Source organism: Streptomyces sp. NPDC048507, from assembly GCF_043199995.1.
Lineage (GTDB): Bacteria > Actinomycetota > Actinomycetes > Streptomycetales > Streptomycetaceae > Streptomyces.
The window spans coordinates 229,204-252,987 of sequence record NZ_JBICWZ010000005.1 but is presented as its reverse complement, the minus strand read 5'-3'; the positions used below and the strand labels follow the sequence as shown (position 1 = coordinate 252,987).

Annotated in this window: 20 protein-coding genes and 1 riboswitch; of the genes, 18 read left to right on the top strand and 2 right to left on the bottom strand. The window is 72.6% G+C overall.

The window, feature by feature from the left end; all coding sequences use genetic code 11:
- Positions 1-169: 169 nt before the first annotated feature.
- A riboswitch (glycine riboswitch) is annotated at positions 170-273 on the bottom strand.
- A 178-nt stretch (positions 274-451) separates the two neighbouring features.
- The 11 genes from ACGFXC_RS17135 to ACGFXC_RS17085 all read left to right on the top strand — a co-directional run bounded on the left by ACGFXC_RS17135 (position 452) and on the right by ACGFXC_RS17085 (position 12,684).
- Entirely contained in the window at positions 452-1,111 is a 660-nt protein-coding gene (locus tag ACGFXC_RS17135) for an AAA family ATPase (protein WP_393713507.1), read from the top strand.
- A 66-nt stretch (positions 1,112-1,177) separates the two neighbouring features.
- Entirely contained in the window at positions 1,178-1,912 is a 735-nt protein-coding gene (locus ACGFXC_RS17130) for an enhanced serine sensitivity protein SseB (RefSeq protein ID WP_393713505.1), read from the top strand.
- A 56-nt stretch (positions 1,913-1,968) separates the two neighbouring features.
- The gene (locus ACGFXC_RS17125) at positions 1,969-2,709 is read left to right on the top strand and encodes an enhanced serine sensitivity protein SseB C-terminal domain-containing protein (protein ID WP_393713503.1); all 741 of its coding nucleotides are present in this window, start codon (positions 1,969-1,971) and stop codon (positions 2,707-2,709) included.
- Positions 2,710-3,418: 709 nt separating this feature from the next.
- Entirely contained in the window at positions 3,419-4,411 is a 993-nt protein-coding gene (locus ACGFXC_RS17120; RefSeq protein WP_393713501.1) for an ABC transporter permease, read from the top strand.
- A gap of 94 nt (positions 4,412-4,505) precedes the next feature.
- Positions 4,506-6,215, top strand: a complete 1,710-nt coding sequence (locus tag ACGFXC_RS17115) for an ABC transporter substrate-binding protein (protein ID WP_393713805.1) — start codon at positions 4,506-4,508, stop codon at positions 6,213-6,215.
- A 162-nt stretch (positions 6,216-6,377) separates the two neighbouring features.
- The gene (locus tag ACGFXC_RS17110) at positions 6,378-7,379 is read left to right on the top strand and encodes an ABC transporter permease (RefSeq protein WP_393713499.1); all 1,002 of its coding nucleotides are present in this window, start codon (positions 6,378-6,380) and stop codon (positions 7,377-7,379) included.
- Positions 7,380-7,411: 32 nt separating this feature from the next.
- On the top strand, positions 7,412-8,473 hold the full coding sequence (locus ACGFXC_RS17105; RefSeq protein WP_393713803.1) for an ABC transporter ATP-binding protein: 1,062 nt from the start codon (positions 7,412-7,414) through the stop codon (positions 8,471-8,473).
- A complete protein-coding gene (locus tag ACGFXC_RS17100) occupies positions 8,470-9,591 on the top strand; it encodes an ABC transporter ATP-binding protein (protein WP_393713497.1) in 1,122 nt (373 codons plus the stop codon). The genes ACGFXC_RS17105 and ACGFXC_RS17100 overlap by 4 nt, the downstream gene beginning before the upstream one ends.
- 258 nt (positions 9,592-9,849) lie before the next feature.
- On the top strand, positions 9,850-10,506 hold the full coding sequence (locus ACGFXC_RS17095) for a trimeric intracellular cation channel family protein (protein ID WP_362123862.1): 657 nt from the start codon (positions 9,850-9,852) through the stop codon (positions 10,504-10,506).
- Positions 10,507-10,548: 42 nt separating this feature from the next.
- Positions 10,549-11,403: a thioesterase family protein gene (locus tag ACGFXC_RS17090; protein WP_393713495.1), complete on the top strand. Its 855-nt coding sequence runs from the start codon at positions 10,549-10,551 to the stop codon at positions 11,401-11,403.
- 117 nt (positions 11,404-11,520) lie between these two features.
- Entirely contained in the window at positions 11,521-12,684 is a 1,164-nt protein-coding gene (locus ACGFXC_RS17085; RefSeq protein WP_393713493.1) for a cysteine desulfurase family protein, read from the top strand.
- On the opposite strand, the gene ACGFXC_RS17080 is transcribed toward ACGFXC_RS17085, so the two are convergent.
- Positions 12,681-13,409, bottom strand: coding sequence for an N-acetylmuramoyl-L-alanine amidase (locus ACGFXC_RS17080; protein WP_393713491.1), 729 nt, complete (start codon positions 13,407-13,409; stop codon positions 12,681-12,683). The genes ACGFXC_RS17085 and ACGFXC_RS17080 overlap by 4 nt on opposite strands.
- 71 nt (positions 13,410-13,480) lie before the next feature.
- Here ACGFXC_RS17080 and mnmA point away from each other — a divergent pair, with 71 nt between their 5' ends.
- On the top strand, positions 13,481-14,611 hold the full coding sequence (gene mnmA, locus ACGFXC_RS17075) for a tRNA 2-thiouridine(34) synthase MnmA (protein WP_393713490.1): 1,131 nt from the start codon (positions 13,481-13,483) through the stop codon (positions 14,609-14,611).
- 10 nt (positions 14,612-14,621) lie between these two features.
- Here mnmA and ACGFXC_RS17070 read toward each other — a convergent pair whose 3' ends face one another.
- Positions 14,622-15,545 carry an NADP-dependent oxidoreductase gene (locus tag ACGFXC_RS17070; protein ID WP_393713488.1) on the bottom strand — a complete coding sequence of 308 codons (924 nt, stop codon included), beginning with the start codon at positions 15,543-15,545 and terminating at the stop codon, positions 14,622-14,624.
- A 123-nt stretch (positions 15,546-15,668) separates the two neighbouring features.
- Here ACGFXC_RS17070 and ACGFXC_RS17065 point away from each other — a divergent pair, with 123 nt between their 5' ends.
- The 6 genes from ACGFXC_RS17065 to ACGFXC_RS17040 all read left to right on the top strand — a co-directional run bounded on the left by ACGFXC_RS17065 (position 15,669) and on the right by ACGFXC_RS17040 (position 23,664).
- On the top strand, positions 15,669-16,649 hold the full coding sequence (locus ACGFXC_RS17065; protein WP_393713486.1) for a GlxA family transcriptional regulator: 981 nt from the start codon (positions 15,669-15,671) through the stop codon (positions 16,647-16,649).
- Positions 16,650-16,756: 107 nt separating this feature from the next.
- Positions 16,757-17,098 carry a DUF1330 domain-containing protein gene (locus ACGFXC_RS17060; RefSeq protein WP_393713801.1) on the top strand — a complete coding sequence of 114 codons (342 nt, stop codon included), beginning with the start codon at positions 16,757-16,759 and terminating at the stop codon, positions 17,096-17,098.
- Between the two features lie 46 nt (positions 17,099-17,144).
- The gene (locus ACGFXC_RS17055; protein ID WP_393713485.1) at positions 17,145-17,834 is read left to right on the top strand and encodes an SDR family oxidoreductase; all 690 of its coding nucleotides are present in this window, start codon (positions 17,145-17,147) and stop codon (positions 17,832-17,834) included.
- Entirely contained in the window at positions 17,831-18,814 is a 984-nt protein-coding gene (locus tag ACGFXC_RS17050; protein ID WP_393713483.1) for a methionine synthase, read from the top strand. The genes ACGFXC_RS17055 and ACGFXC_RS17050 overlap by 4 nt, the downstream gene beginning before the upstream one ends.
- Before the next feature lie 30 nt (positions 18,815-18,844).
- Positions 18,845-21,049 carry an NAD-dependent DNA ligase LigA gene (gene ligA / locus ACGFXC_RS17045; protein WP_393713481.1) on the top strand — a complete coding sequence of 735 codons (2,205 nt, stop codon included), beginning with the start codon at positions 18,845-18,847 and terminating at the stop codon, positions 21,047-21,049.
- Between the two features lie 407 nt (positions 21,050-21,456).
- On the top strand, positions 21,457-23,664 hold the full coding sequence (locus tag ACGFXC_RS17040; RefSeq protein ID WP_393713480.1) for a putative bifunctional diguanylate cyclase/phosphodiesterase: 2,208 nt from the start codon (positions 21,457-21,459) through the stop codon (positions 23,662-23,664).
- Positions 23,665-23,784: the final 120 nt, after the last annotated feature.

Here is a 23,784-nt window from a genome sequence, read left to right as displayed (position 1 = left end):
GGTCCCAGGGCATGACATGACGAGGACGATCCTCCCCATCTGTCATCGGAACCTGAGAGGTTCGCCGAGAGTTCCCCGTGTGAAGGACGGGACGCCCTGGCTTGCACCTTGGGTGGAGCGCACGGCGGCCGTCGGGGACGGACGCGCGCGGCTCGCTTTTCAGATCTGCCTCATCCACGCGGTACGGGGCCTGAGAGATTCAAGGGAGGTACTTGCTCCTTCGGCGCCCGGGCACGGCCTCGCGGCGTGCCGGGACTCTCCCGCGCGGATTCAAGCGGCCGGTATGCAGTTGGTGTCCAGATGGCGCACATCATTGCACGGGCCGCTCGGGAACGGGCAGTGGGGCCCTGCAGAACGGACGGACCGGAACCGGGACCCCGGGATTACCGTCTCTTTACACTCAGTGGGCATCGGGGTCCCTGCGGCCCGGCATCGGGGGGAGACGATCACTGTGCGGAGATTCGCGGCGCTGACGACGACGGGGCCCCAGCGGTGCGCCGAGGGGGTCCCGGCCCGGCGCGGCCCCCGGGAGCGGACCGCCGGCCCGGTGCGCGACCTGCGCGGCGCCGCCGTCCGAGGGCCGCGGCGGCTCGGCTTCCGGGACGGGGACATCGTGGTGGTCTCCGGGCTGCCCGGCGGCGGCAAGAGCACCCTGATCAAGCGCGCGGCCGAGGACGGCATCGACTCCCAGGACGCCCGCGAACGCTGGGAGCGACGGATGCCGGGGGCCCTGCCGTACGCCGTGTACCGGCCGCTGGTGCGCGCCGCCCACTACTGGGGGCTCTGGCGGCGGCTGCGCTCCGGGGCCTCGGTGGTGGTCCACGACTGCGGCACCCAGGTGTGGGTGCGCGCCCTGCTCGCCGCCGCCGCCCGCAGGCGGGGCCGCTCGCTGCACCTGCTGCTGCTGGACACCACCGCCGAGGAGGCCAGGTCGGGGCAGGCCGCGCGGGGCCGGCGGGTCTCCGCGTACGCCTTCGCCCGGCACCGGGGCGCCGTGGGCCGGCTGCTCCGCGAGGCCGAGGCGGGCCGCCTCCCGGCCGGCTGCGCCTCCGCCGTCCTCCTCGACCGCCGCTCGGCGGCCGCCGTGACCCGGATCGCCTTCCACCGCTGACCGGCGGGCCCGCGGCGGGCGGTAGCCTCGGGGCGACATCGGGGCGGAGCCTTACGGAGGGCGTACATGCAGGGCAGCGGCTGGCCGGCGAACGAATTGGAACAGGTCCTCGGGGCGGCCCTGGGCGCCGCGGACGCCGGTCCGCGCATCCTGGAGGCGCTCGGCCGCAGCCAGGTGTGGGTCCCGCTGCCCCACGGCGGCAGCCCCGGGCACGCCGCCCTCGACCTGCCCACGATGCAGATCGGCGGGGAGGCGTACGTCCCCGTGTACAGCTCGGAGGCCCAGTTCCGCTTCTGCGCCGGGCCCGCCATGGACTTCGCCGTCGCCCCCGCCGTCGAGTTCGCCCGCGGGCTGCCCCCGCAGCTGGGCATCGCCGTGAACCCCGAGGGCGCCGTCGGCGTACCGCTGCCCCCGGCCGCCGTCGCGGAGCTGTGCCGCACCGGGCGGACCGCGCTCGACGGACCCGCCGGCGGCGGCCGCGTCCGGCTGTTCGAGCCCGACTGGCAGGAGGATCCGGTCGACTTCCTCGCCGCCGCCGCCGAGGAGTTCCGCGCCACGGGCGTGGTCGCCGCCGCGCACCGCTGCCTCGCCAGCATCGAGGCCGGGCCGCCCCAGCTCTTCGTCGGTGTCCGCCTGGTGGGATGGGATCCCGCGGCCCGGGACGCCCCGCTGGCGGCCCTCGAACGCGCCCTGGCCCGCGTACCGGCGCCCTGGCCGGTGCAGTTGATCCTGCTGGACGCCGCGGAGGACCCGGTCACGGACTGGATTCGTGAGCGCGTACGCCCCTTCTACCTTCCCTAGCGCCGCTTAAGCTGGTTGGTACGGGTGGACGACGGGCGGACGAAGAGGGGTACCGGGTGAGTGCGTCAGGCACGGCCGCGGCCGGGCAGGTCGAGCACATGCTGCGCCAGGTGACTCCCGGGCGCTATGAGGGCTACGAGTCATTCCTGCACGCCCTCGCCGAGGGCCGGCTCTGGATGCTGCTGTGGCAGGGGCAGCCCGGTTCGCCGGACGCCCAGTACGGCGGCATGGAGGTCGAGGGCCTCGGGTACGCGCCCTGCGTGACCTCGCCGCAGGAACTGGCCGCCAGCGGCTGGAACCGGGGCTACGAGGTGGTCACCGGCCGGGACATCGCCCGCGCCCTGTACCCCGACCGGTGGGGCCTGTGGGTCAACCCGCACGCGCAGGGCGGCGGCCTCGGCGTGCCCTGGGCCGACCTGCGCCGCGTCGCCACCGGTCTGGACCGGATGCCCGCGGGCCCGCTGCGGCTGTCCGAGCCGTCCCTGGAGCTCCCGCAGTTCTACGGACTGCTCACCCAGCACGCCCACCGCACGCCCGCGGTGCGCTCGCTGCGCCGCGCCTGGGTGCAGCCCGCGCTCGGGTCGGCGTACCTGGCGGTGGGGCTCGACCTGTACGACGCCTCAGCGCCCGCGCTGGAGTCCGTACGGGAGATGATGCGCCAGTCCGTCGGCGCGGTGCCCGAGGGCGTGCCGGTGTGCACGGTCGCGCTGGCCGACGAGCACGACCCGGTGGCGATGTGGCTGCGCGCCCAGACCCGCCCCTTCTACGACCGGGAAGGCCAGGCCGCAACCTATTAGGGTCCCGGCCGGCATCGCCGGGGGCCCGCACGGGCCGAGTACCGACCCGCCCACAGGGAGTTGTCCGGCGCTGCCCGGGACCTGAGACGGGTCCCCGCGACGGACCACGGGCCGCCCGGAACCACGGTTCCCGGCGGCCTTCCGCTTGTCCGGATATCGCCCCTGATGGGCGCCCAATAGGCGCACTCCTCTTGCGAGTTGGGCGTCATGTCCGTTTGCGTACCGAACGGACGGTCTTGCTCCGCTGAGCCGTGAGCGGAGTCCGGATAACGGGAACTCAAGGCTCAGATCACGTTTGCGCATCCATTCATCTGCGGGTCTGGCGGCTGGTCGAGCGCCCGATGAAGACTCCCCACCCAAGAGCCGGTCAGTCCTCCCAGGGCCCGGTTCGGCACGTGGTCTTCGCTTGTTGTTTCACACAGCACTCCCGCACTCCCTGCACCTCCCGCACTCCGGCTGCACCGCACTGAGCTCCGCATCCGTTCCGGCATTTCGCACGGCAGTTCGCACCACGCCCCATCCGCACCACCGCACCGCAGCACCACCGCACCGCAGCACCACCGCACCGCAGCAACGTTTCACCGCGCACCTCCCACCGCACTTCGCACGCGCTCCACGTGTCCCGAGCACCCGGAGCGCCCCGCACCAACGCCGCCACAGCGGCGGGCATGGGCCGGCCACCCGTCGGCCGAGAGGGGTCCCCACCACGATGACGGCACCACTGCACGACACGAGCGCGGAAACGCCCGCACCCGTGTCCGTAGCCGACGTCCCTGCCAAGGCCATCGAAGGCCGCTCGCCCGGCCGCATCGCCTGGATGCGGCTCAAGCGCGACAAGGTCGCGCTGACGGGCGGTGTGGTCGTGATCCTCCTGATCCTGGTGGCGGTCTTCGCGCCGCTGATCGTGAGCCTGCTGGGGCACGACCCCAACGAGTTCCACGAGGACATGATCGACCCGGACCTGGGTACGCCGATCGGCTCCTTCGGCGGCATCAGCTCCGACTTCCTGCTGGGCGTCGAACCGACCAACGGACGCGACGTGTTCAGCCGCATCGTCTACGGCGCCCGCATCTCCCTGATCGTCGCCTTCCTGGCGGCCTTCGTCTCGGTGGTCCTCGGCAGCTTCCTGGGCGCCCTCGCCGGCTTCATCGGCGGCTGGGTCGACGGCGTCATCAGCCGCCTCATGGACCTGCTGCTGGCCTTCCCGCAGCTGCTGTTCACCATCGCCCTGGTCTCCGTGGTCCCCAACTCCGTCTGGGGCTTCGAGGGTTCGGGCGTGCGGATGGGCGTCCTCATCCTCGTCATCGGCTTCTTCGGCTGGCCGTACATCGGACGCATCGTCCGCGGCCAGACGATCTCCCTGCGGGAACGCGAGTACGTGGAGGCGGCCCGCAGCCTCGGCGCCGGCCGCGGCTACATCCTCGTCAAGGAGCTGATGCCGAACCTGGTCGCGCCGATCCTGGTCTACGCCACGCTGATCATTCCGACCAACATCCTGACGGAAGCGGCCCTCAGCTTCCTGGGCGCCGGCGTCAAGCCCCCCACCTCTTCCTGGGGAAAGATGCTCTCCGACGCCGTCCCCATCTACCAGGACGACCCCATGTACATGGTGGTCCCCGGTATGACGATCTTCATCACCGTCCTGGCGTTCAACCTCTTCGGGGACGGGCTGCGCGACGCACTCGACCCCAAGGGCAGCTGAACCGCTTCTTCGCTTCACCACCTATGGAGGTTGGACCACCGTGATCCGCAGAAAGCAGGCCCTCGCGATCGCCGCCGTGATCGCCGCCCTGTCGATGACCGCCGCGTGCGGTGGCGACGGGGGCACGAAGGACGCCAACAAGCCGGACGCCGACAGCGCCAAGGGCTACAGCGGTGCCGCCGACGGCGTCATCAACGCCTCCGACACCAAGGGCGGCGAGCTCAAGCTCTGGTCGCCGCAGGACGTCGACTACCTCGACCCCGCCCGCGCCTACTACGGCTTCGTCTGGGACATCCAGCGCCTGTACGTCCGCAGCCTGCTCGCCTACGACGCGAAGCCCGGCAAGGACGGCACCAAGGCGGTCCCGGACCTCGCCGAGGCCCTGCCGGTCGTCTCCAACGACGGCAAGACCTACACCGTCAAGCTCAAGGACGGCGTGAAGTTCGAGGACGGCACGCCGATCACCTCGAAGGACGTCAAGTACGGCATCGAGCGCGTCTTCGCGCAGGACGTGCTGTCCGGCGGACCGACCTACCTGATCGACGTCCTCGACCAGGGCCAGAAGTACCCCGGCCCGTACAAGGACACCGACCCGGACAAGATGGGCCTGAAGTCCGTCCAGACGCCGGACGACAAGACGATCGTCTTCAACCTGGCGAGCCCCAACGCCGACTTCAGCTACCTGCTGGCCATGCCCACCTCCTCGCCCGTCCCGGTGGGCAAGGACACGGGCGCCACCTACACCAACAAGCCGGTCTCGACCGGTCCTTACAAGGTGGAGAGCTTCACCGCCGGCAAGGGCGCGACCTTCGTCCGCAACGAGAACTGGGACCCGAAGACGGACCCGATCCGCAAGGGCCTGCCGGACAAGGTCTCCTTCACGGTGACCACCAACCCGGACGACATGGACCAGCGCCTGCTCTCCGGCGACATCGACCTGGCCATCGACGGCACCGGCGTGCAGCAGGCGGCCAAGAACAAGATCCTCAAGGACTCGAACCTCAAGAAGAACGCGGACAACCCCTTCACGGGCTACATCCGCTACTTCGCCTTCCCGACCACGGTCGCGCCGTTCGACAACATCGAGTGCCGCAAGGCCGTCATCTACGCGGCCGACCCGAAGTCCCTGCAGACCGCCCGCGGCGGCCCGACCAGCGGTGACCTCGGCGCGAACATGCTGCCGCCCGGCGTCCCCGGCTCGGACAAGGGCTACGACCCGTTCGGTCTGACGAAGGGCAAGCCGCAGGAGGCCAAGGCCAAGGAGGCCCTCAAGGCCTGCGGCAAGGAGGGCGGCTTCGAGACCACCATCGCGGTGCGCAACAACAAGGCGCCCGAGGTGAAGACCGCCGAGTCCCTCCAGGCCTCGCTCGCGAAGGTCGGCATCAAGGCGACCATCGACCAGTACGACGGCAAGCTCAACTCCTCCGTGATCGGTTCGCCCGAGAACGTGAAGAAGAAGAACTACGGCATCATCGTCATGGGCTGGGGTGCCGACTACAACTCCGGCTCGGGCTTCCTCCAGCCCCTGGTCGACGGCTCGTTCATCCTGCCGAACGGCAACAACAACTACACGATGATCAACGACCCGGAGATCAACGGCCTGTTCAAGACGGCCGCCGCCAAGTCTCCGGAAGAGGCCGCGCCCTTCTACACGCAGATCAACCAGAAGGTCATGGAGAAGGCGCTCTACCTGCCGATCAACTTCGACAAGGCGCTCGTCTACCACAACCCGCGCCTGACCAACGTCTACTTCAACGAGTCCTTCGGCAAGATCGACCTCGCGACCGTGGGCATCAAGCAGTAACAGCACCGGCCGGCCCCCGGCCCGAGCCTCACGTACCACGTAACACCACAGGCAAGTGCCTTCACCGCACATGCGCTAGTCCGAAGGGCAGGTGAAGGCCGCAGGCGGTGGCCGCCGCCCCCACGAGGGGCGGCGGCCACCCGCGCCGGGCGGCCGACTGCAGTGCTCGTCTACCTCATACGGCGGCTGTTCAACGTCGCCGCCACGCTGCTGGTGGTCTCCGTGGTCACCTTCGGCATCTTCTTCGCGGTCCCGAAGCTGACCGGCAGCGATCCCGCGCTCATGTACGCCGGACGCGAGACCAACGAGACCGCCCTGGCGGGCATCCGCGTCAAGATGGGCTTCGACAAGCCGATCTCCGAGCAGTACCTGCTCTTCGTCAAGGGAATCTTCGCCGGCCGCGACTACGACGGCGGTACGGGCGTCACCCACTGCGCCGCCCCGTGCTTCGGTTACTCCTTCAAGACCGAGGCGCCCGTCTGGCAGACCATGATGGACCGCATCCCCGTCACCCTCTCGCTCGCCCTCGGCGCGGCGGTCATCTGGGTGCTCGCGGGCGTGGCCACCGGCGTCGTCTCCGCGCTCAAACGCAGGACCGCCATCGACCGCACCGTGATGGTCGGCGCGCTCGCGGGCGTCTCGCTGCCGATCTTCTTCACCGGCATGGTCGCCCCGGCGATCTTCGTCTACAGCCTCGGCTGGCTGGACGTCTCCAACTACAAACCCCTGACCGAGGATCCACTGGCCTGGCTCAACAGCCTGATCCTGCCCTGGGTCACCCTCGCCTTCCTCTTCGCCGCGACCTACGCCCGCATCACCCGGGCGACCATGCTGGAAGTCCTCGGCGAGGACTACATCCGCACCGCCCGGGCCAAGGGCCTCAAGGAGGGCGTGGTCATCCGCAAACACGCCCTGCGCTCCACGCTCACGCCGATCGTCACCATGTTCGGCCTGGACCTCGGCGGTCTCCTCGGCGGCGCGGTGCTCACCGAGACCACGTTCAACTTCCAGGGCCTGGGAACGGCGGCCGTCGCCGCCATCAGCCAGGGCGACCTGCCCGTGATCATGGGCGTCACCCTGCTCGCCGCGCTCTTCGTGGTGATGGCCAACCTGATCGTGGACCTGCTGTACGCCGTCATCGACCCGCGCGTGAGGCTGACGTGAGCAAGAACCAGAACAACGGCGCGCCCGCCTTCGTGCCCGAGCAGGCGGGACCGGCCGACGGGGCCCCCTTCCTCTCGGTGCGCGACCTGCGGGTGCACTTCCCGACCGACGACGGCCTGGTCAAGTCCGTCGACGGCCTCTCCTTCGACCTGGAACGCGGCAAGACCCTCGGCATCGTGGGCGAGTCCGGCTCCGGCAAGTCGGTCACCTCGCTGGCCATCATGGGCCTGCACCGCACCGGCAACGCCCGCAGCCGCCCGCACATCTCGGGCGAGGTCGTGCTCGACGGCGAGGACCTGGTCGCGGCCGACGCCGACCGCGTGCGGCGCCTGCGCGGGCGCAAGATGGCGATGGTCTTCCAGGACCCGCTGTCCGCGATGCACCCGTACTACTCGGTGGGCAAGCAGATCGTCGAGGCGTACCGGACCCACCACGACGTCGACAAGAAGAAGGCCCGCACCCGCGCGATCGAGATGCTCGACCGCGTCGGCATCCCGGAGCCGCACCAGCGCGTGGACGCCTACCCGCACGAGTTCTCCGGCGGCATGCGCCAGCGCGCGATGATCGCGATGGCGCTGGTCAACAACCCGGAACTGCTCATCGCGGACGAGCCGACCACGGCCCTGGACGTCACCGTCCAGGCGCAGATCCTCGATCTGATCCGGGACCTCCAGAAGGAGTTCGGCTCCGCGGTCATCATGATCACGCACGACCTCGGCGTGGTCGCCGAGATGGCCGACGACATCCTCGTGATGTACGGCGGCCGGTGCGTCGAGCGCGGGACCGCCGAGAAGGTCTTCTACGGCCCCCGGCACCCCTACACCTGGGGCCTGCTCGGTTCCATGCCGCGCATCGACCGCGAGCAGACCGAGCGGCTGATCCCGGTCAAGGGCTCGCCGCCCAGTCTCATCAACATCCCGGACGGCTGTGCGTTCAACCCGCGGTGCCCGTACGCCGACGTCCCCAAGGGCGGCATCACCCGCACCGTGCGTCCCGAGCTGACCCAGGACGAGAGCCTGCACTGGTCCGCCTGCCACATGTCGCAGGAGGAGCGGACCCGGATCTGGACCGAAGAGATTGCGCCGAAGCTGTGAGCGAGACCGTGACCGAGACGCCCGAGAAGCCCGAGACGCCTGAGACTCCCGAGACGCCCGAGGCCGACCACGGGGACGCGCTGCTGAAGGTGAGCGGGCTGGTCAAGCACTTCCCGATCAGCAAGGGGCTGCTGCGCCGCCAGGCCGGGGCCGTCAAGGCCGTGGACGGCATCGACTTCGAGGTCCGGCGGGGCGAGACCCTCGGCATCGTCGGCGAGTCCGGCTGCGGCAAGTCCACCATGGGTCGGCTCATCACCCGGCTGCTCGAACCGACCAGCGGGAAGATCGAGTTCGAGGGCCGGGACATCACTCACCTGGGCGTCTCCGGCATGCGCCCGCTCCGCCGCGACGTGCAGATGATCTTCCAGGACCCGTACGGCTCGCTGAACCCGCGGCACACCGTCGGCACGATCGTCGGGGCGCCGTTCCGGCTGCAGAAGGTCACCCCCGAAGGCGGCCTAAAGGCGGAGGTGCAGCGGCTGCTGTCGCTGGTCGGGCTGAACCCCGAGCACTTCAACCGCTACCCGCACGAGTTCTCCGGCGGCCAGCGCCAGCGCATCGGCATCGCGCGGGCGCTCGCCCTGAAGCCGAAGCTGGTCGTCGCGGACGAGCCGGTGTCGGCGCTGGACGTGTCGATCCAGGCGCAGGTGGTGAACCTGCTGGACGACCTCCAGGAGGAGCTCGGCCTCACGTACGTGATCATCGCGCACGACCTGTCGGTCATCCGGCACGTCTCGGACCGCATCGCGGTGATGTACCTCGGCAAGATCGTGGAGCTGGCCGACCGCACGTCGCTGTACGGGGCCCCGATGCACCCGTACACCACGGCGCTGATGTCGGCCGTGCCGGTACCGGACCCGAGGCGGCGCGGCGCGAAGAGCGGCCGCATCCTGCTGAAGGGCGACGTGCCCTCGCCGATCTCCCCGCCGTCCGGCTGCCGCTTCCACACGCGGTGCTGGAAGGCGACGGAGATGTGCACGAAGGTGGACCCGCCGCTGGTGGCCCTGAAGACCGGGCACCAGGTGGCGTGCCACCACCCGGAGAACGCCCCCGACCAGGCGCCGGGCGACCCGGCGCTGCCGGGCGCGGCGGACGCGGTGGAGGCGGTCGCGCCGTAGCCCGGCCGGGCGCAGGGGCCGCGGGGGCGGTGGGCCGGAGTAGCGGCCTGCCCACCACCCCCGCACGCCCGGCCCGGCCCCGCCGCCGTCCGGGGCAAGCGGGCCCGGCACCCGACAGGGCCCGCCGGCCCGGCCCCCGCCGGCCCCCGGCGCCCGTGGGTCCGGCACCCGGGCGGCCCGCCGGCCGGCTCCGCCGTACCGTGCGACCGGCGGAGCCAACCGGCGGAGCCACCCCCACCGGCGGGCGACAATGTCGGGGTGCTCCACGATCTCTTCCCGCCCGACGTCCAGCACGCCCTGGACCTCGCGGGCATCTTCGTCTTCGCCACGGCCGGCGCCCTGCTCGCCGTACGCAAGAACTTCGACGTCTTCGGCATCGCCGTCCTCGCCCTCGTCACCGCCCTCGGCGGCGGTCTCTTCCGCGACCTGGTGATCGGCGCCGTGCCGCCCGCCGCCTTCGGCGAGCTCAGTTTCTTCGTCACGCCCCTGGTGGCCGCCGCGCTCGTCTTCTTCCTGCACCCCGAGGTGCAGCGCATCAACCGGGCGATCAACGTCTTCGACGCCGCCGGCCTCGCCCTGTTCTGCGTCACCGGCACCACCAAGGCCTACGAGTACGGCCTGGGCCTGACCGCGTCCGCCGCGCTCGGCCTGGCCACGGCCGTCGGCGGCGGCGTGCTGCGCGACGTCCTCGTCAACGAGGTGCCCTCGCTGCTGCGCGACCGCGAGATGTACGCCGTCCCGGCGATGGCCGGCGCCTCGATGGTGGCCGTCTTCATCGGCCTGGACGTGCTCAACGCCGTGACGACCGGCATCGCCATCGTCACCACCTTCGTGCTGCGCCTGCTCGCGATGCGCTACCACTGGCGGGCACCGCTGGCCTGGAACCGCCGGTCCGCCGTGGCCGAAGAGCCCTAGAAAAAGCTACCGCTCAGTAGCTTAGCGGTGTACCGTCGAGCCATGTCATACGCAGCTGCCCAGGCCGCCATCGGCGACAGCGAGTTCGACCGCGACACCACCATCGCCCCCCGCGCGGGCGAGCCCGGGGTGTACGACGCGGAGCTCTCCGCCGGCTGGACGATCATCACCGCCGTCAACGGCGGATACCTGCTGGCCCTGGTCGGCCGGGCCCTGTCGGCAGCCCTGCCGCACCCGGACCCCTTCACCGTCTCCGCCCACTACCTGACCTCCTCGGTGCCCGGCCCCGCCGTGATCCGCACCCAGGTCGTCCGGGCCGGCCGCGGCCTCTCCACCGGCCAGGCCTCCCTGTTCCAGTTCGACGAGAACGGCGCCGAGGTCGAGCGCATCCGCGTCCTCGCCTCGTACGGGGACCTCGCGGCCCTCCCGGACTCCGCGCACACCACGGCGCGGCCGCCCGTCATGCCCGCCTACGAGGACTGCCTCGGGCCCGAGGCCGGCCCGGCCCCGATCCCCGGCAGCTCCGCCATCGTCGACCGCCTCCTGCTGCGGCTGGACCCCGCGACGGCCGGCTGGGCGGTCGGCGCACCCTCCGGCAAGGGGGAGATGCGGGCCTGGTTCGGGCTGGCCGACGGCCGCGACGCCGATCCGCTCTCGCTGCTGCTCGCGGTGGACGCGCTCCCGCCGACCGCCTTCGACCTCGGCCTGGTGGGCTGGGCGCCGACCGTGGAACTCACCGCGCACGTCCGCCGCCGCCCGGCCCCCGGGCCGCTGCGGGTGGCCATCGTCACCCGCAACCTGGCCGGGGGCTTCCTGGAGGAGGACGCCGAGGTCTGGGACTCCGCGGACCGGCTGGTGGCCCAGTCCCGCCAACTGGCCCGCGCCCCGCGCCCGTAACCCCCGGCCCCCGCCCGGCCCGGGAGCCGCCCCGCGGGGGCCCGGGCGGCCGCCCGCGCGCCTTGCTCGTACCGCGGGGAACCCCCGGGCCGCGGGGACTCGTAGAATCGGGGGATCATGGCCTACCTCGACCACGCCGCGACCACGCCGATGCTGCCGGAAGCCGCCGCGGCGATGACCGCGCAGTTCGCCGCCACGGGCAACGCGTCCTCCCTGCACGCCGCCGGCCGCCGGGCCCGCCGCACCGTCGAGGAGGCCCGCGAGTCCTTCGCCGAGGCCCTCGGCGCCCGCCCGAGCGAGGTGGTCTTCACCGCGGGCGGCACCGAGGCGGACAACCTCGCCGTCAAGGGCCTGTACTGGGCCCGCCGCGACGCGGATCCCGCCCGCACCCGCGTCCTCGCCAGCCCCGTCGAACACCACGCCGTCCTCGATGCCGTGCACTGGCTCGCCGAGCACGAGGGCGCGCGGGTGGAGTACCTGCCCGTCGACCGCTACGGGCGCGTCCACCCCGAGGCCTTCCGCGAAGCGGTCGAGCGGGCCCCCGAGGACGTGGCGCTGGCCACCGTCATGTGGGCCAACAACGAGATCGGCACCGTCCTGCCGGTCCGCGAACTGGCCGCCATCGCGCGCGAGTTCGCCATCCCGATGCATTCCGACGCGGTGCAGGCCCTCGGTCAGCTCGACGTCCGCTTCGGCGACAGCGGCCTCGCCGCCATGACCGTCAGCGGGCACAAGATCGGCGGCCCGTACGGGATCGGCGCGCTGCTGCTGGGCCGCGACCAGAGCCCCGTCCCCGTCCTGCACGGCGGCGGGCAGGAGCGGCACGTCCGCTCGGGCACCCTCGACGTCCCGGCCATCGCCGCCTTCGCCGTCGCGGCGGTGCTCGCCGCCGAGCGGCGCGAGACCTTCGCCGCGGAGGTCGGCGCCCTGCGCGACGACCTCGTCCGCGCCGTGCTGGCCGCCGTCCCCGACGCCGTGCTCGGCGGCGACCCGGACGACCGGCTCCCGGCCAACGCCCACTTCAGCTTCCCCGGCTGCGAGGGCGACTCCCTGCTGCTGCTCCTGGACGCGCAGGGCATCGAATGCTCCACCGGCTCCGCCTGCACCGCCGGCGTCGCCCAGCCCAGCCACGTCCTGCTGGCGACGGGCACCGACCCGCAGCTCGCCCGCGGCACCCTGCGGTTCTCCCTCGGCCACACCTCCACGAAGGAGGACGTCGCCGCGGTGGCCGCCGCCATCGGCCCGGCCGTGGACCGCGCCCGCACGGCGGGCCTGAGCTAAGCGGGGCCCGGCGTCCGAGTCGGCGTCGGCGTCGGTACGGGGGCCGGGGCCGCGAGCTCGGCGCGGACCAGCCCGAGGTAGCGGTCCCAGTCCCAGTGGGGGCCCGGATCCGTGTGGTCGGCGCCCGGGACCTCGGAGTGCCCCAGGAAGTGCGTCCGGTCCGCCGGTATGCCGTAGCGGCGGCAGACATCGGCGGCCAGCCGCGCCGATGCCGCGTACAGGGCGTCCGTGAAGTCCTGCGGGCGGTCCACGAACCCCTCGTGCTCGATGCCGACGCTGCGCTCGTTCATGGAGCGGTTGCCGGAGTGGAAGGCCACGTCCAGCTCGCGCACCATCTGTTCCACGTGGCCGTCCTTGCGGACTATGTAGTGCGCCGACGCCTTGTGGAAGGGGTTCTTGAAGGCGTCCACCGACGACGCGAAGCTGCCCTGGGTGACATGCACCACGATCCGGTCCACCCGGTAGTCCTCGGGCCGGTCCGCCCTGCGCCAGTTCGCCGGGGAGGCGGCCGTCCAGCTCGCCTCCGCGTGGTCCAGCTCGCCCTCCTTGCGGGGCTTGCCCACCCCCGGCAGCAGCCACCAGGCCCGGCCGATCTCCTCCCGGCCCGCGAGCCCCGCCACGGCGAGCACCCCGAGCCCGCCGAAGAGCACCGCCCGCCGGGTCCGCCGCCCGCCCCCCTTGCCCGGATTCCCCCGGTCCTCCTTGCCCTGCCGATCCCGTTCCACCACGTGATCCACCCCCCACAGGCGATAACGCGCCGTACCCCCGCGCGGTTCCCCGTACCCTGGACGGTGCTATGACTGAGAACCTGCCGCGCACCGCCCGCCCCCTTCGCGTCCTGGCCGCCATGTCCGGCGGCGTGGACTCCGCCGTCGCCGCCGCCCGCGCGGTCGAAGCCGGGCACGACGTCACCGGCGTCCACCTGGCGCTCTCCGCGAACCCGCAGTCCTTCCGGACCGGCGCCCGCGGCTGCTGCACCATCGAGGACTCCCGCGACGCCCGCCGCGCCGCCGACGTCATCGGCATCCCCTTCTACGTCTGGGACCTCGCCGAGCGCTTCCGCGAGGACGTCGTCGAGGACTTCGTCTCCGAGTACGAGGCCGGCCGGACCCCGAACCCCTGCCTGCGCTGCAACGAGAAGATCAAGTTCGCGGCGCTCCTCGACAAGGCCCTCGCCCTCGGCTTCGACGCCGTCTGCACCGGCCACTACGCCACCGTCGTCCTGAACGCCGACGGCACCCGCGAGCTGCACCGCGCCAGCGACATGGCCAAGGACCAGTCCTACGTCCTCGGCGTCCTCGACGAGAAGCAGCTCGCCCACGCCCTCTTCCCGCTCGGCGACACCCTCACCACCAAGGAAGAGATCCGCGCCGAGGCCGAGTCCCGCGGCCTCGCCGTGGCGAAGAAGCCCGACAGCCACGACATCTGCTTCATCGCCGACGGCGACACCCAGGGCTTCCTCGCGGACCGCCTGGGCCGGGCCGAGGGCGACATCGTCGACGAGACCGGCGAGAAGGTCGGCACCCACGAGGGCGCCTTCGGCTTCACCATCGGCCAGCGCAAGGGACTGCGCATCGGCCACCCCGCGCCCGACGGCAAGCCCCGCTACGTCCTCGACATCTCCCCGGTGAACAACACCGTCACCGTCGGCCCCGTCGAGGCCCTCGACGTCAGCGCCCTCACCGCGATCCGCCCCCGCTGGTGCGGCTCCACGGCCGCCGCCCCGGGCACGTACACCGCTCAGCTGCGCGCCCACGGCGGCGAGAGCGAGGTCTTCGCCGAGATGGTGGACGACGAGCTGCGCGTCAGCTTCGCCGAGCCGGTCCGCGGCGTGGCCCCCGGCCAGGCGATCGTCCTCTACGACGGCACCCGCGTGCTCGGCTCCGCCACCATCGCCACGACCACCCGGGCCGCCGCCGCGGTCTGATCCGGGGCGGCTACGCCACCGTCAGGACGATCTTGCCGGTGGTGCGGCCCCGCTCGCCGATCTCGTGGGCCTTCGCGGCCTGTTCCAGCGGCAGGACCGTGTCGATCAGGGGCTTCAGCAGGCCCTGGTCGGCGAGGGCGGCGATTTCCCGCAGGCCTCCCAGGTCCGGCTCCACCAGCACCCAGGAGGCGTGCACGCCCCGCGGGTCGGCCGGCAGGCCGTCCGGGCCCGGCAGCGTCACCAGGTGCCCGCCGGGCTTGAGGACCGCCAGCGAGCGCCGTCCGTAGTCCCCGCCCACCGCGTCGAGCACGACGTCCACGTCGCTCACGGCGTCCTCGAAGTCCGTGGTGCGGTAGTCGAGCACCTCGTCGGCGCCCAGCTCGCGCAGCAGCCCGTGCTTGGCCGCGCTGGCCGTGCCGATCACGTACGCGCCGCGGGCCTTGGCGATCTGCACCGCCAGGTGGCCGACCCCGCCGGCCGCCGCGTGGACCAGGACCCGCTGTCCGGCCGTGACCCCGGCCGTGTCCACCAGGGCCTGCCAGGCGGTCAGCGCCGCCAGCGGCAGGGCCGCCGCCTGTACGTGGTCCAGCGCGGCCGGCTTGCGGGCGAAGTGCCGGGCCGGGGCGACCACGTACTCGGCGTAGCCGCCCGCCTGACGCGGGAAGTGCGGCATGCCGTACACCTCGTCGCCCTCGCGGTACAGCGTCACGCCGGGGCCGACCGCCGCGACGGTGCCCGAGACGTCCCAGCCGACCATCGGGACCTCGCCCCAGGCGATGAGCCCGCCGCTGGCCCGGGTCTTCCAGTCCACCGGGTTCACGCCGGCCGCGTGGACCCGGACGAGGATCTCGTTCAGGCCCGGCTCCGGACGCTCCGTCTCGACCTCGGTGAGAACCTCCGGTCCGCCCCACTGGCTCACGACGACCGCGCGCATGACTGTCTCCTTGCTGGTGTTCGGGGTGCTCCGGACGGGGTTTCCCGGCCGGTGACCCCAGCCTGGCGGCATCCGGCCCCGCATGGTGTTGGCCGGACGGCCACCATCTGACAGAATCTGGCCATGTCCGTTGTGCAGAGAATCGCCGTACTCGCCCTGGAGGGCGTCGCCCCGTTCGAGCTCGGCATGCCCTCCCGCGTGTTCGGCAACGCCCGCGCGGAAGACGGCGGCCCCCTGTACGAGGTCACCGTCTGCACCCCCGACGGGCAGCCCGTCGCCAGCGACGCGGGCTTCACCATCGGCGTCACGGCCGGCCCCGAGGCGCTCGCCGCGGCCGACACCGTGATCATCCCGCCCACCCACGCCATGCCCGGGCTGCTGCGCGGCGAGCCCCTGCCGCCGGCCCTCGCCGCCGCCCTCGCCCGGATCCGGCCCGGGACCCGGACCGTGTCCATCTGCACCGGCTCCGAGGTGCTCGCCGCCGCCGGACTGCTCGACGGACGGCGCGCCACCACGCACTGGGTCCACGCCCCGGAGTTCCAGCGCGCCTTCCCGCACGTGCTGCTCGACGAGGACGTGCTCTTCGTGGACGACGGCGACGTCCTCACCTCGGCGGGCGTCGCCGCCGGCATCGATCTCTGCCTCTACCTGATCCGCGCCGACCACGGCACCGCCGTCGCCAACCGCGCCGCCCGCCTGTGCGTCGTACCGCCGTGGCGCGACGGCGGCCAGGCCCAGTACATCGACCGGCCCGTCCCCGAACCCACCGTCGCCACCACCACCGCCACCCGTGCCTGGGCCCTGGAGCGGCTCGCCGAGCCGGTCACCCTCGCCGAGCTCGCCGGTCACGCCCGGATGAGCCTGCGGACCTTCACCCGCCGCTTCCGCGACGAGGTCGGCATGACCCCGGTCCAGTGGCTCACCGTCCAGCGCCTGGAACTGGCCCGCGACCTGCTGGAGTCCAGCGACCTGCCGGTGGACCTGGTCGCGCACCGGGCCGGCTTCGGTTCGGGCAACTCCCTGCGCCAGCACATGAGGGCCTCGCTCGGCACCTCGCCGATCGCCTACCGGCGCACCTTCCGCCCCGCCCTCGCGGAGGCGTGAGCACGCGGGCATGACCTCCGGGGTCATCGCCGCCGCGTGCGCCCCCTGACATGATCGGCACCGAGGGCCGCACCACCGGGTCCGCCGACACGACAGGGGAGTACACCGTGACCGCCTACGCCATAGCCCACCTGCGCCCCGTCACGATGAACGAGGACATCCTCCGCTACATCGAGACCATGCAGTCGACGCTGGACCCCTTCGAGGGCCGGTTCCTCGTGCACGGCGCGGAGGTGGAGGTCCTGGAGGGCCCCTTCCCCGGCACCGTCGTCGTCATCGGCTTCCCCGACATGGACCGGGCCCGCGCCTGGTACGCCTCCGACGCCTACCGGGCCATCCTCCCGCTGCGCACGGACCACATCCCCGCCGAGGTCATCCTCGTCGAAGGGGTCCCGGCCGGCTACGACGCGGCGGCGACGGCCGCGGCCCTGCGCGGGGCCGCGCTCTGAGGCAGCGCGACGCGGCGGCACCGCGCCGGGGTGCGAGCATGGCGGTATGGCTACTCACCTGATCACCGGTGCCGGATCCGGCATCGGCGCCGCCGTCGCGGCCCGCCTGCACGCGCGCGGCGACGACCTCGTCCTCCTGGCCCGCGACGCCGCGCGCGGCAAGCAGCTCGTCGAGCGCTTCCCCGGCGCCGGAGTGCTCGTCGGGGACCTCGCGGACCCCGACCGGCTCTCCTGGGCCTTCTCCAAGCAGGCCGTCCCCGAGCGGATCGACTCCCTCCTGCACATCGCCGGGGTCGTCGACCTCGGACCCGTCGCGGAACTGCGCCCCAAGACCTGGCACCAGCAGCTCAACGTCAACCTCATCGCCCCCGCCGAGGTCACCCGGCTGCTGCTGCCCACCCTGCGCGCCTCCAAGGCCACCGTCGTCTTCGTGAACTCCGGAGCAGGCCTCGCCGCGCACGCCGACTGGAGCGCCTACGCCGCCTCCAAGCACGGCCTCAAGGCCCTCGCCGACTCCCTGCGCGCCGAGGAGAAGCCGAACGGCATCCGCGTCACCTCCGTCTACCCGGGCCGCACCGCCAGCCCCATGCAGGCCAAGGTGCACTCCCAGGAGGGCAAGGAGTACGACCCCGCCCACTGGATCGACCCCGAGTCGGTGGCGACGACCGTCGTCATGGCCGTCGACCTGCCGCGCGACGCCGAGGTCAACGACCTGACCGTGCGGCCGGGCCGGTGACCGCGAACGCCACCGGCGTCGGCTCGCTGCCCGGCGGAGACGCCCGCGAGGCCGCCAAGACCGTCACCGGCTCCTTCGAGGAGTTCCCGTACCTGCCCGAGCTCCCCGCCCGCGGACCCGGCGCCGACATGATCGGCCGCTCGCTCGGCCTGCTCGTCGACCTGTACGCGCACGTCGAGCCCAGCGGCTGGCGCATCAGCGACCGACCCGGCCGCGACACCCGGCGCGCCCGCTCCTGGCTCGGCGAGGACCTCGACGCCCTGGAGGAGTTCACCCAGGGGTACACCGGCCGGCTCAAGGTCCAGGCCGTCGGCCCGTGGACCCTGGCCGCCGCCCTGGAACTGCACGGCGGCGAAGCCCTGCTCCAGGACCCGGGAGCCTGCCGAGACCTCGCCGGATCCCTCGCCGAGGGCGTGCGCGAGCACCTGGCCGACGTCCGCAAGCGCATCCCCGGCGCCGAGATCGTCCTCCAGTACGACGAACCCTCGCTCACCGCCGTCCTGCTCGGCCGGGTCCGCTCCGCCAGCGGCTACCGCACCTACCGGGCCGTCGACCGGCAGGTCGTCGAATCCACGCTCCGGGAGCTGTTCGCCGTCCACGACGGTGAGGTGACCGTGCACTCCTGCGCCCCCGAGGTCCCCTTCGCGCTGCTGCGCCGGGCCGGTGCGACGGGGGTGTCGTTCGATTTCTCCTTGCTCACCGAGCGCGAGGACGACGCCATCGGCGAGGCGGTCGAAGGCGGCACGAAACTCTTCGCCGGAGTGGTACCCGGCGTCGACGGCCCGTTGTCGGACCCGGGCGGTAGCGTCATGGGTGTCAGGAAGCTCTGGCGCAGGCTGGGGCTGTCCCCGGGGACTCTCGCCGAGTCCGTCGTGGTCACCCCCTCGTGCGGGCTGGCGGGCGCCTCGCCCGCCTACGCGCGCGCGGTGCAGGCGCACTGCGTCAGAGCGGCGAGGTCGCTCGCCGACAACCCTGAGTGACGGTCGAGACGGGCCACGGGAGGACACGGCATGGCAGCCGAACAGCAGGACACGGCAGTACCGGCGGCGGTGCGCGAGCAGCACCAGCTGCTCGCCGAGCAGGTCGAGGAGCACCGCTTCCGGTACTACGTGAACGACCAGCCGGTCGTCAGCGACGCCGAGTTCGACACGCTGCTGCGCTCGCTTGAGGCGCTGGAGGAGCAGTACCCCGAGCTGCGCACGCCCGATTCGCCCACCCAGAAGGTCGCCGGGGCGTACGAGACGGACTTCGCGTCCGTCGAGCACCGGGAGCGGATGCTCTCCCTCGACAACGCCTTCGACGACGAGGAACTCGCCGCCTGGGCCGAGCGGGTGGCCCGTGACGCGAACACCTCGGACTACCACTACCTGTGCGAGCTGAAGGTCGACGGCCTCGCCGTGAACCTCACCTACGAGCACGGCCGCCTCACCCGCGCGGCCACCCGCGGCGACGGCCGCACCGGCGAGGACATCACGCCCAACGTCCGCACCATCGCCGAGATCCCGGACCGCCTCAAGGGCGAGCGGATCCCGGCCCTGGTCGAGATCCGCGGCGAGGTCTTCTTCCCGATGGAGAAGTTCGAGGAGCTCAACGCGAGACTCGTCGAGGCCGAGGGCAAGCCCTTCGCCAACCCGCGCAACGCGGCCGCCGGTTCGCTGCGCCAGAAGGACCCGAAGGTCACCGCGACCCGCCCGCTGCACATGGTGGTGCACGGCATCGGCGCCCGCGAGGGCTTCGCGATCGAGCGCCAGTCGCAGGCGTACGAGCTGCTGCACGAGTGGGGGCTGCCCACCGCCCAGCACAACAAGGTGGTCTCCTCGCTCGCCGAGGTCCGCGCCTTCATCGCGCACTTCGGCGAGAACCGGCACTCGGTGGAGCACGAGATCGACGGCGTGGTCGTCAAGCTCGACGAGATCGGCCTCCAGGGCCGGCTCGGCTCCACCGCCCGCGCCCCGCGCTGGGCCATCGCCTGGAAGTACGCGCCCGAGGAGGTCAACACCAAGCTCATCGACATCAAGGTGGGCGTCGGCCGGACCGGGCGCGTCACCCCGTACGCGCAGGTGGAGCCGGTGACGGTGGCCGGCTCTGAGGTGGAGTTCGCGACCCTGCACAACCAGGAGGTCGTCAAGGCCAAGGGCGTGCTCATCGGGGACACCGTCGTGCTGCGCAAGGCCGGGGACGTCATCCCCGAGATCCTCGGGCCGGTGGTCGACCTGCGCGACGGCAGCGAGCGGGAGTTCGTGATGCCCGCCGAGTGCCCCGAATGCGGCACGGAGCTGCGGCCCATGAAAGAGGGGGACATCGACGTCCGCTGCCCCAACGGCCAGACCTGCCCCGCCCAGTTGCGCGAGCGGCTCTTCTACCTCGGCGGCCGCCAGAGCCTGGACATCGAGAACTTCGGCATGGTCGCCGCGGCCGCGCTCACCGGCCCGCTGGAGCCCACCGAGCCGCCGCTGCTGGACGAGGGCGACCTCTTCGGGCTGACCATCGAGCAGCTGCTCCCCATCAAGGCGTACGTCCTCGACCACGACAGCGGGCTGCCCAAGCGGGACCCGAAGACCGGCGAGGAGAAGATCGTCACGGTCTTCGCCAACCAGAAGGGCGAGCCCCGCAAGAACGCCCTCGCCATGCTGGAGAACATCGCGGCGGCCAAGGAGCGCCCGCTCGCCCGCATCATCAACGGCCTGTCGATCCGGCACGTCGGCCCGGTCGCCGCCGAGGCCCTCGCCCGCGAGTTCCGCTCGATCGAGCGCATCGAGCGGGCCACCGAGGAGGAGCTGACGGCCACCGAGGGCGTCGGGGCGATCATCGCCGCCTCCCTCAAGGAGTGGTTCGCCGTCGACTGGCACCAGGAGATCCTGCGCAAGTGGCGCGAGGCCGGGGTGCGGATGGAGGAGGAAGGTTCCGGCGAGGAGGTGGGGCCGCGGCCGCTGGAGGGCCTGACCGTCGTCGTCACCGGCACCCTGGCGAGCCACACCCGGGACGGCGCGAAAGAGGCCCTGCAGAGCCGCGGGGCCAAGGTGACCGGATCGGTGTCGAAGAAGACCTCCTTCGTCGTCGTCGGCGACAACCCCGGCTCCAAGTACGACAAGGCGGTGCAGCTGAAACTGGCCGTCCTCGACGACGCCGGATTCGCGGTCCTGCTCGAACAGGGCCCGGACGCGGCCCGCGAGGCTGCCCTCCCGCTGGACGGCGACGGCGCGGCCGAGCAGTAATCGGGGGACCGCCGCGGCGGCTGCCCGCACGCGGGCACCGCAAGGGAGCGGCCGGGGCGGACGGATGCGCGGCGTGCGGCCGTACGGGCGGGCGCACGCCCGGCGCGGTGTCCGGTGGTAAACGGCCGGTACAGGCCTGGCCGGGGGGCGGTGGCCTGTCGGATCATCGGACGGGTGACCCGGGGGTCCTGGTCCAAACTCACCCGTTCGGCGGATACCGTACTGATGAGGATGGCTGGGTCGCATTCGGGCAACCGCCGCCGACCGCTGCCCCTGGGAGCCTCTCGCGTCCTACTGTTGTGGGGTGTGCCTGTCGTGCACGGCTGCCTGACGCGCTTCCGGCCGTGATGGCATGACACCGGGGCCATCGCGTGACATCGGCATCGCCGGCTGTGAGAGGGACGGGCATGAAACCCACCGAAAGCGCCGACCCGTCACCTGAGTTCGGCGGGGACATCCCGTCCATGCGGGCGGGCCGGCTCGGTGTCCTGGGTGCCAGGACGCCGGGGAACCGCGCCCCCGACGCGGGGCCGGGCGGCCCGGGACGGCGGCGGCGCACCGTGCTGCCCGTCGTCATCGTGGGTCTGTCGGCCGTGCTCCTCCTCGGCGGCTCCCTCTCGGCACTGACCGGCCGTCAGGCGCTGTTCCCCGGGGGCACGGTCGGCTGGGCGCTGGCCCTGCTCACGGGAATCATCGTCGGCCACCTGGTCGCGCTGGGCCGGGACCGCTGGTGGGGCGGCACCGGATCGGGCGCCGCCCTCACCCTCGGCGTCCTGCTCCTCTACGGCTGGGTCCCGGCCGGACTCGTCTCGCTCGCGGTGGTCTCCCTGGTCGGTGCCGCGCGCCGGCACCGCTGGCGGCAGGGCCTGCTGCACGGCTCCGTCGACCTCCTCGGCATCGCCGCCGGGGCCCTGGTCCTGGCCGCCTTCGGCGACGCGCCGACCGTCGAGTCCCCGTGGCTGCCGACCACCTGGGACTTCGCGGCCGTCCCCGAGGTGGTCCTGGTGGCCGCCGCCTACCTGCTCGTCACCCGGATCCTGCTGTGGTCCGCGCTCAACCCGCCCGGCAGCGGGCTGCCCACGGTGGCCCGCACCGCCCTGCTCCGCCAGGCGCTGGTCGCCGCGGCCCTGCTCGGCATCGCCCCGCTGATCTGCGTGGTCGCCTGCGCGAAGCCGGTGCTGCTGCCGCTGTTCGCCGTACCGCTCATCGCGCTCGACTCCACCCTGTGGATCGCCCGGGCCCGGGCCGAGGAGCAGCTGCGCGACACCCTGACGGGCCTGCCGAACCGGCAGTGGCTGCTGGAGCGGACCTGGTCCGCGCTGGACGAGGCGGAGCGGTCGGGCACCCGCGCGGCCCTCGTGCTGATCGACCTGGACCGGTTCCGGGCCGTCAACGACACGCTCGGCCATCTGGCGGGGGACCGGCTGCTGCTCCAGATCGCGGACCGGCTGCGGGAGGCGCTGCCGCCCGACGCGGAGGTGGCCCGGCTCGGCGGCGACGAGTTCGCCGTCCTGCTGCCCGTCGCGGACTCCACCACCAGCGCCCAGCGCGTCGCCCGCCACCTGGTCGCCGAGCTCAGCTCGCCGCTGGACCTGGACGGGCTCACCCTCGTCCTGGAGGCCAGCGCCGGGCTCGCCGTCTTCCCCGACCACGCCCTGGACGCGGAGGGCCTGCTGCGGCGCGCCGACGTCGCCATGTACCAGGCGAAGCGGGACCGGACCGGCGTCGAGGTCTACGAGTCCAAGCGGGACAGCAACACCCCCGACCGGCTCGGCCTCCTCGGTGACCTGCGGCGCGCCCTGGACGCCGGCGAGGTGGAACTCCACTACCAGCCGAAGGTCCGCTTCGACGGGCACGTCGCCGGGCTGGAGGCGCTGGTGCGCTGGGTGCACCCGGAGCGCGGACGGGTCCCGCCCGACGAGTTCATCGCCATCGCGGAGACCTCCGGGCTGATGCCGCACCTCACCGAGTACGTCCTGGAGACGGCCCTCGCGCAGGTCGCCCGGTGGCGGGCCCAGGGCCTGAAGGTGCCGGTCGCCGTCAACGTGTCGCCGCGCGACGTCCACACCCCCGGCTTCGCGGGGGCGGTCGCCGCACGGCTGGCCCGGCACGGGGTGCCGGCGAGCGGTCTCCAGCTGGAGATAACGGAACACGTCCTGCTGGAGGACCCCCAGCGGGCCGCGGACACCATGGCGGGGCTGACCGGGCACGGGGTGAAGATGTCGCTGGACGACTTCGGCACCGGCTACTCCTCGCTCGTGCACCTGCGGCGGCTGCCGGTCAGCGAGCTGAAGATCGACCGGTCCTTCGTCGCCCGCCTGGCGGTCGACGCGCAGGACGCGGAGATCGTCCGGTGCACGGTCGACCTGGCGCACTCCCTCGGCCTGCTGGTCGTCGCCGAGGGCGTCGAGGACGACGAGACCTGGGAGCGGCTGCGGGACCTGGGCTGCGACGCCGTCCAGGGGTGGCTGGTCGCCGCCGCGATGCCTCCCCAGGAGGCCACGGCGTGGCTGCTGGCCCGCGGTGAGCGCGGCTGGCGACGTCCGGCCGACATCACGGCCGAGCTCGCGGCCGCGGCCGCCGCCACCTCGGAAACCCCGACCGGCGCCGGCTGAGGCGCGGCCGGGGCGGCGGGTACGGCGGGCCCGCCGGGCATCCGGGGGTAACCGTTTAGTGGGTCGGGGGGCGGGCCCCATAGGATTGGGCGCGAAACCTACACACTCACCACCCCCAGA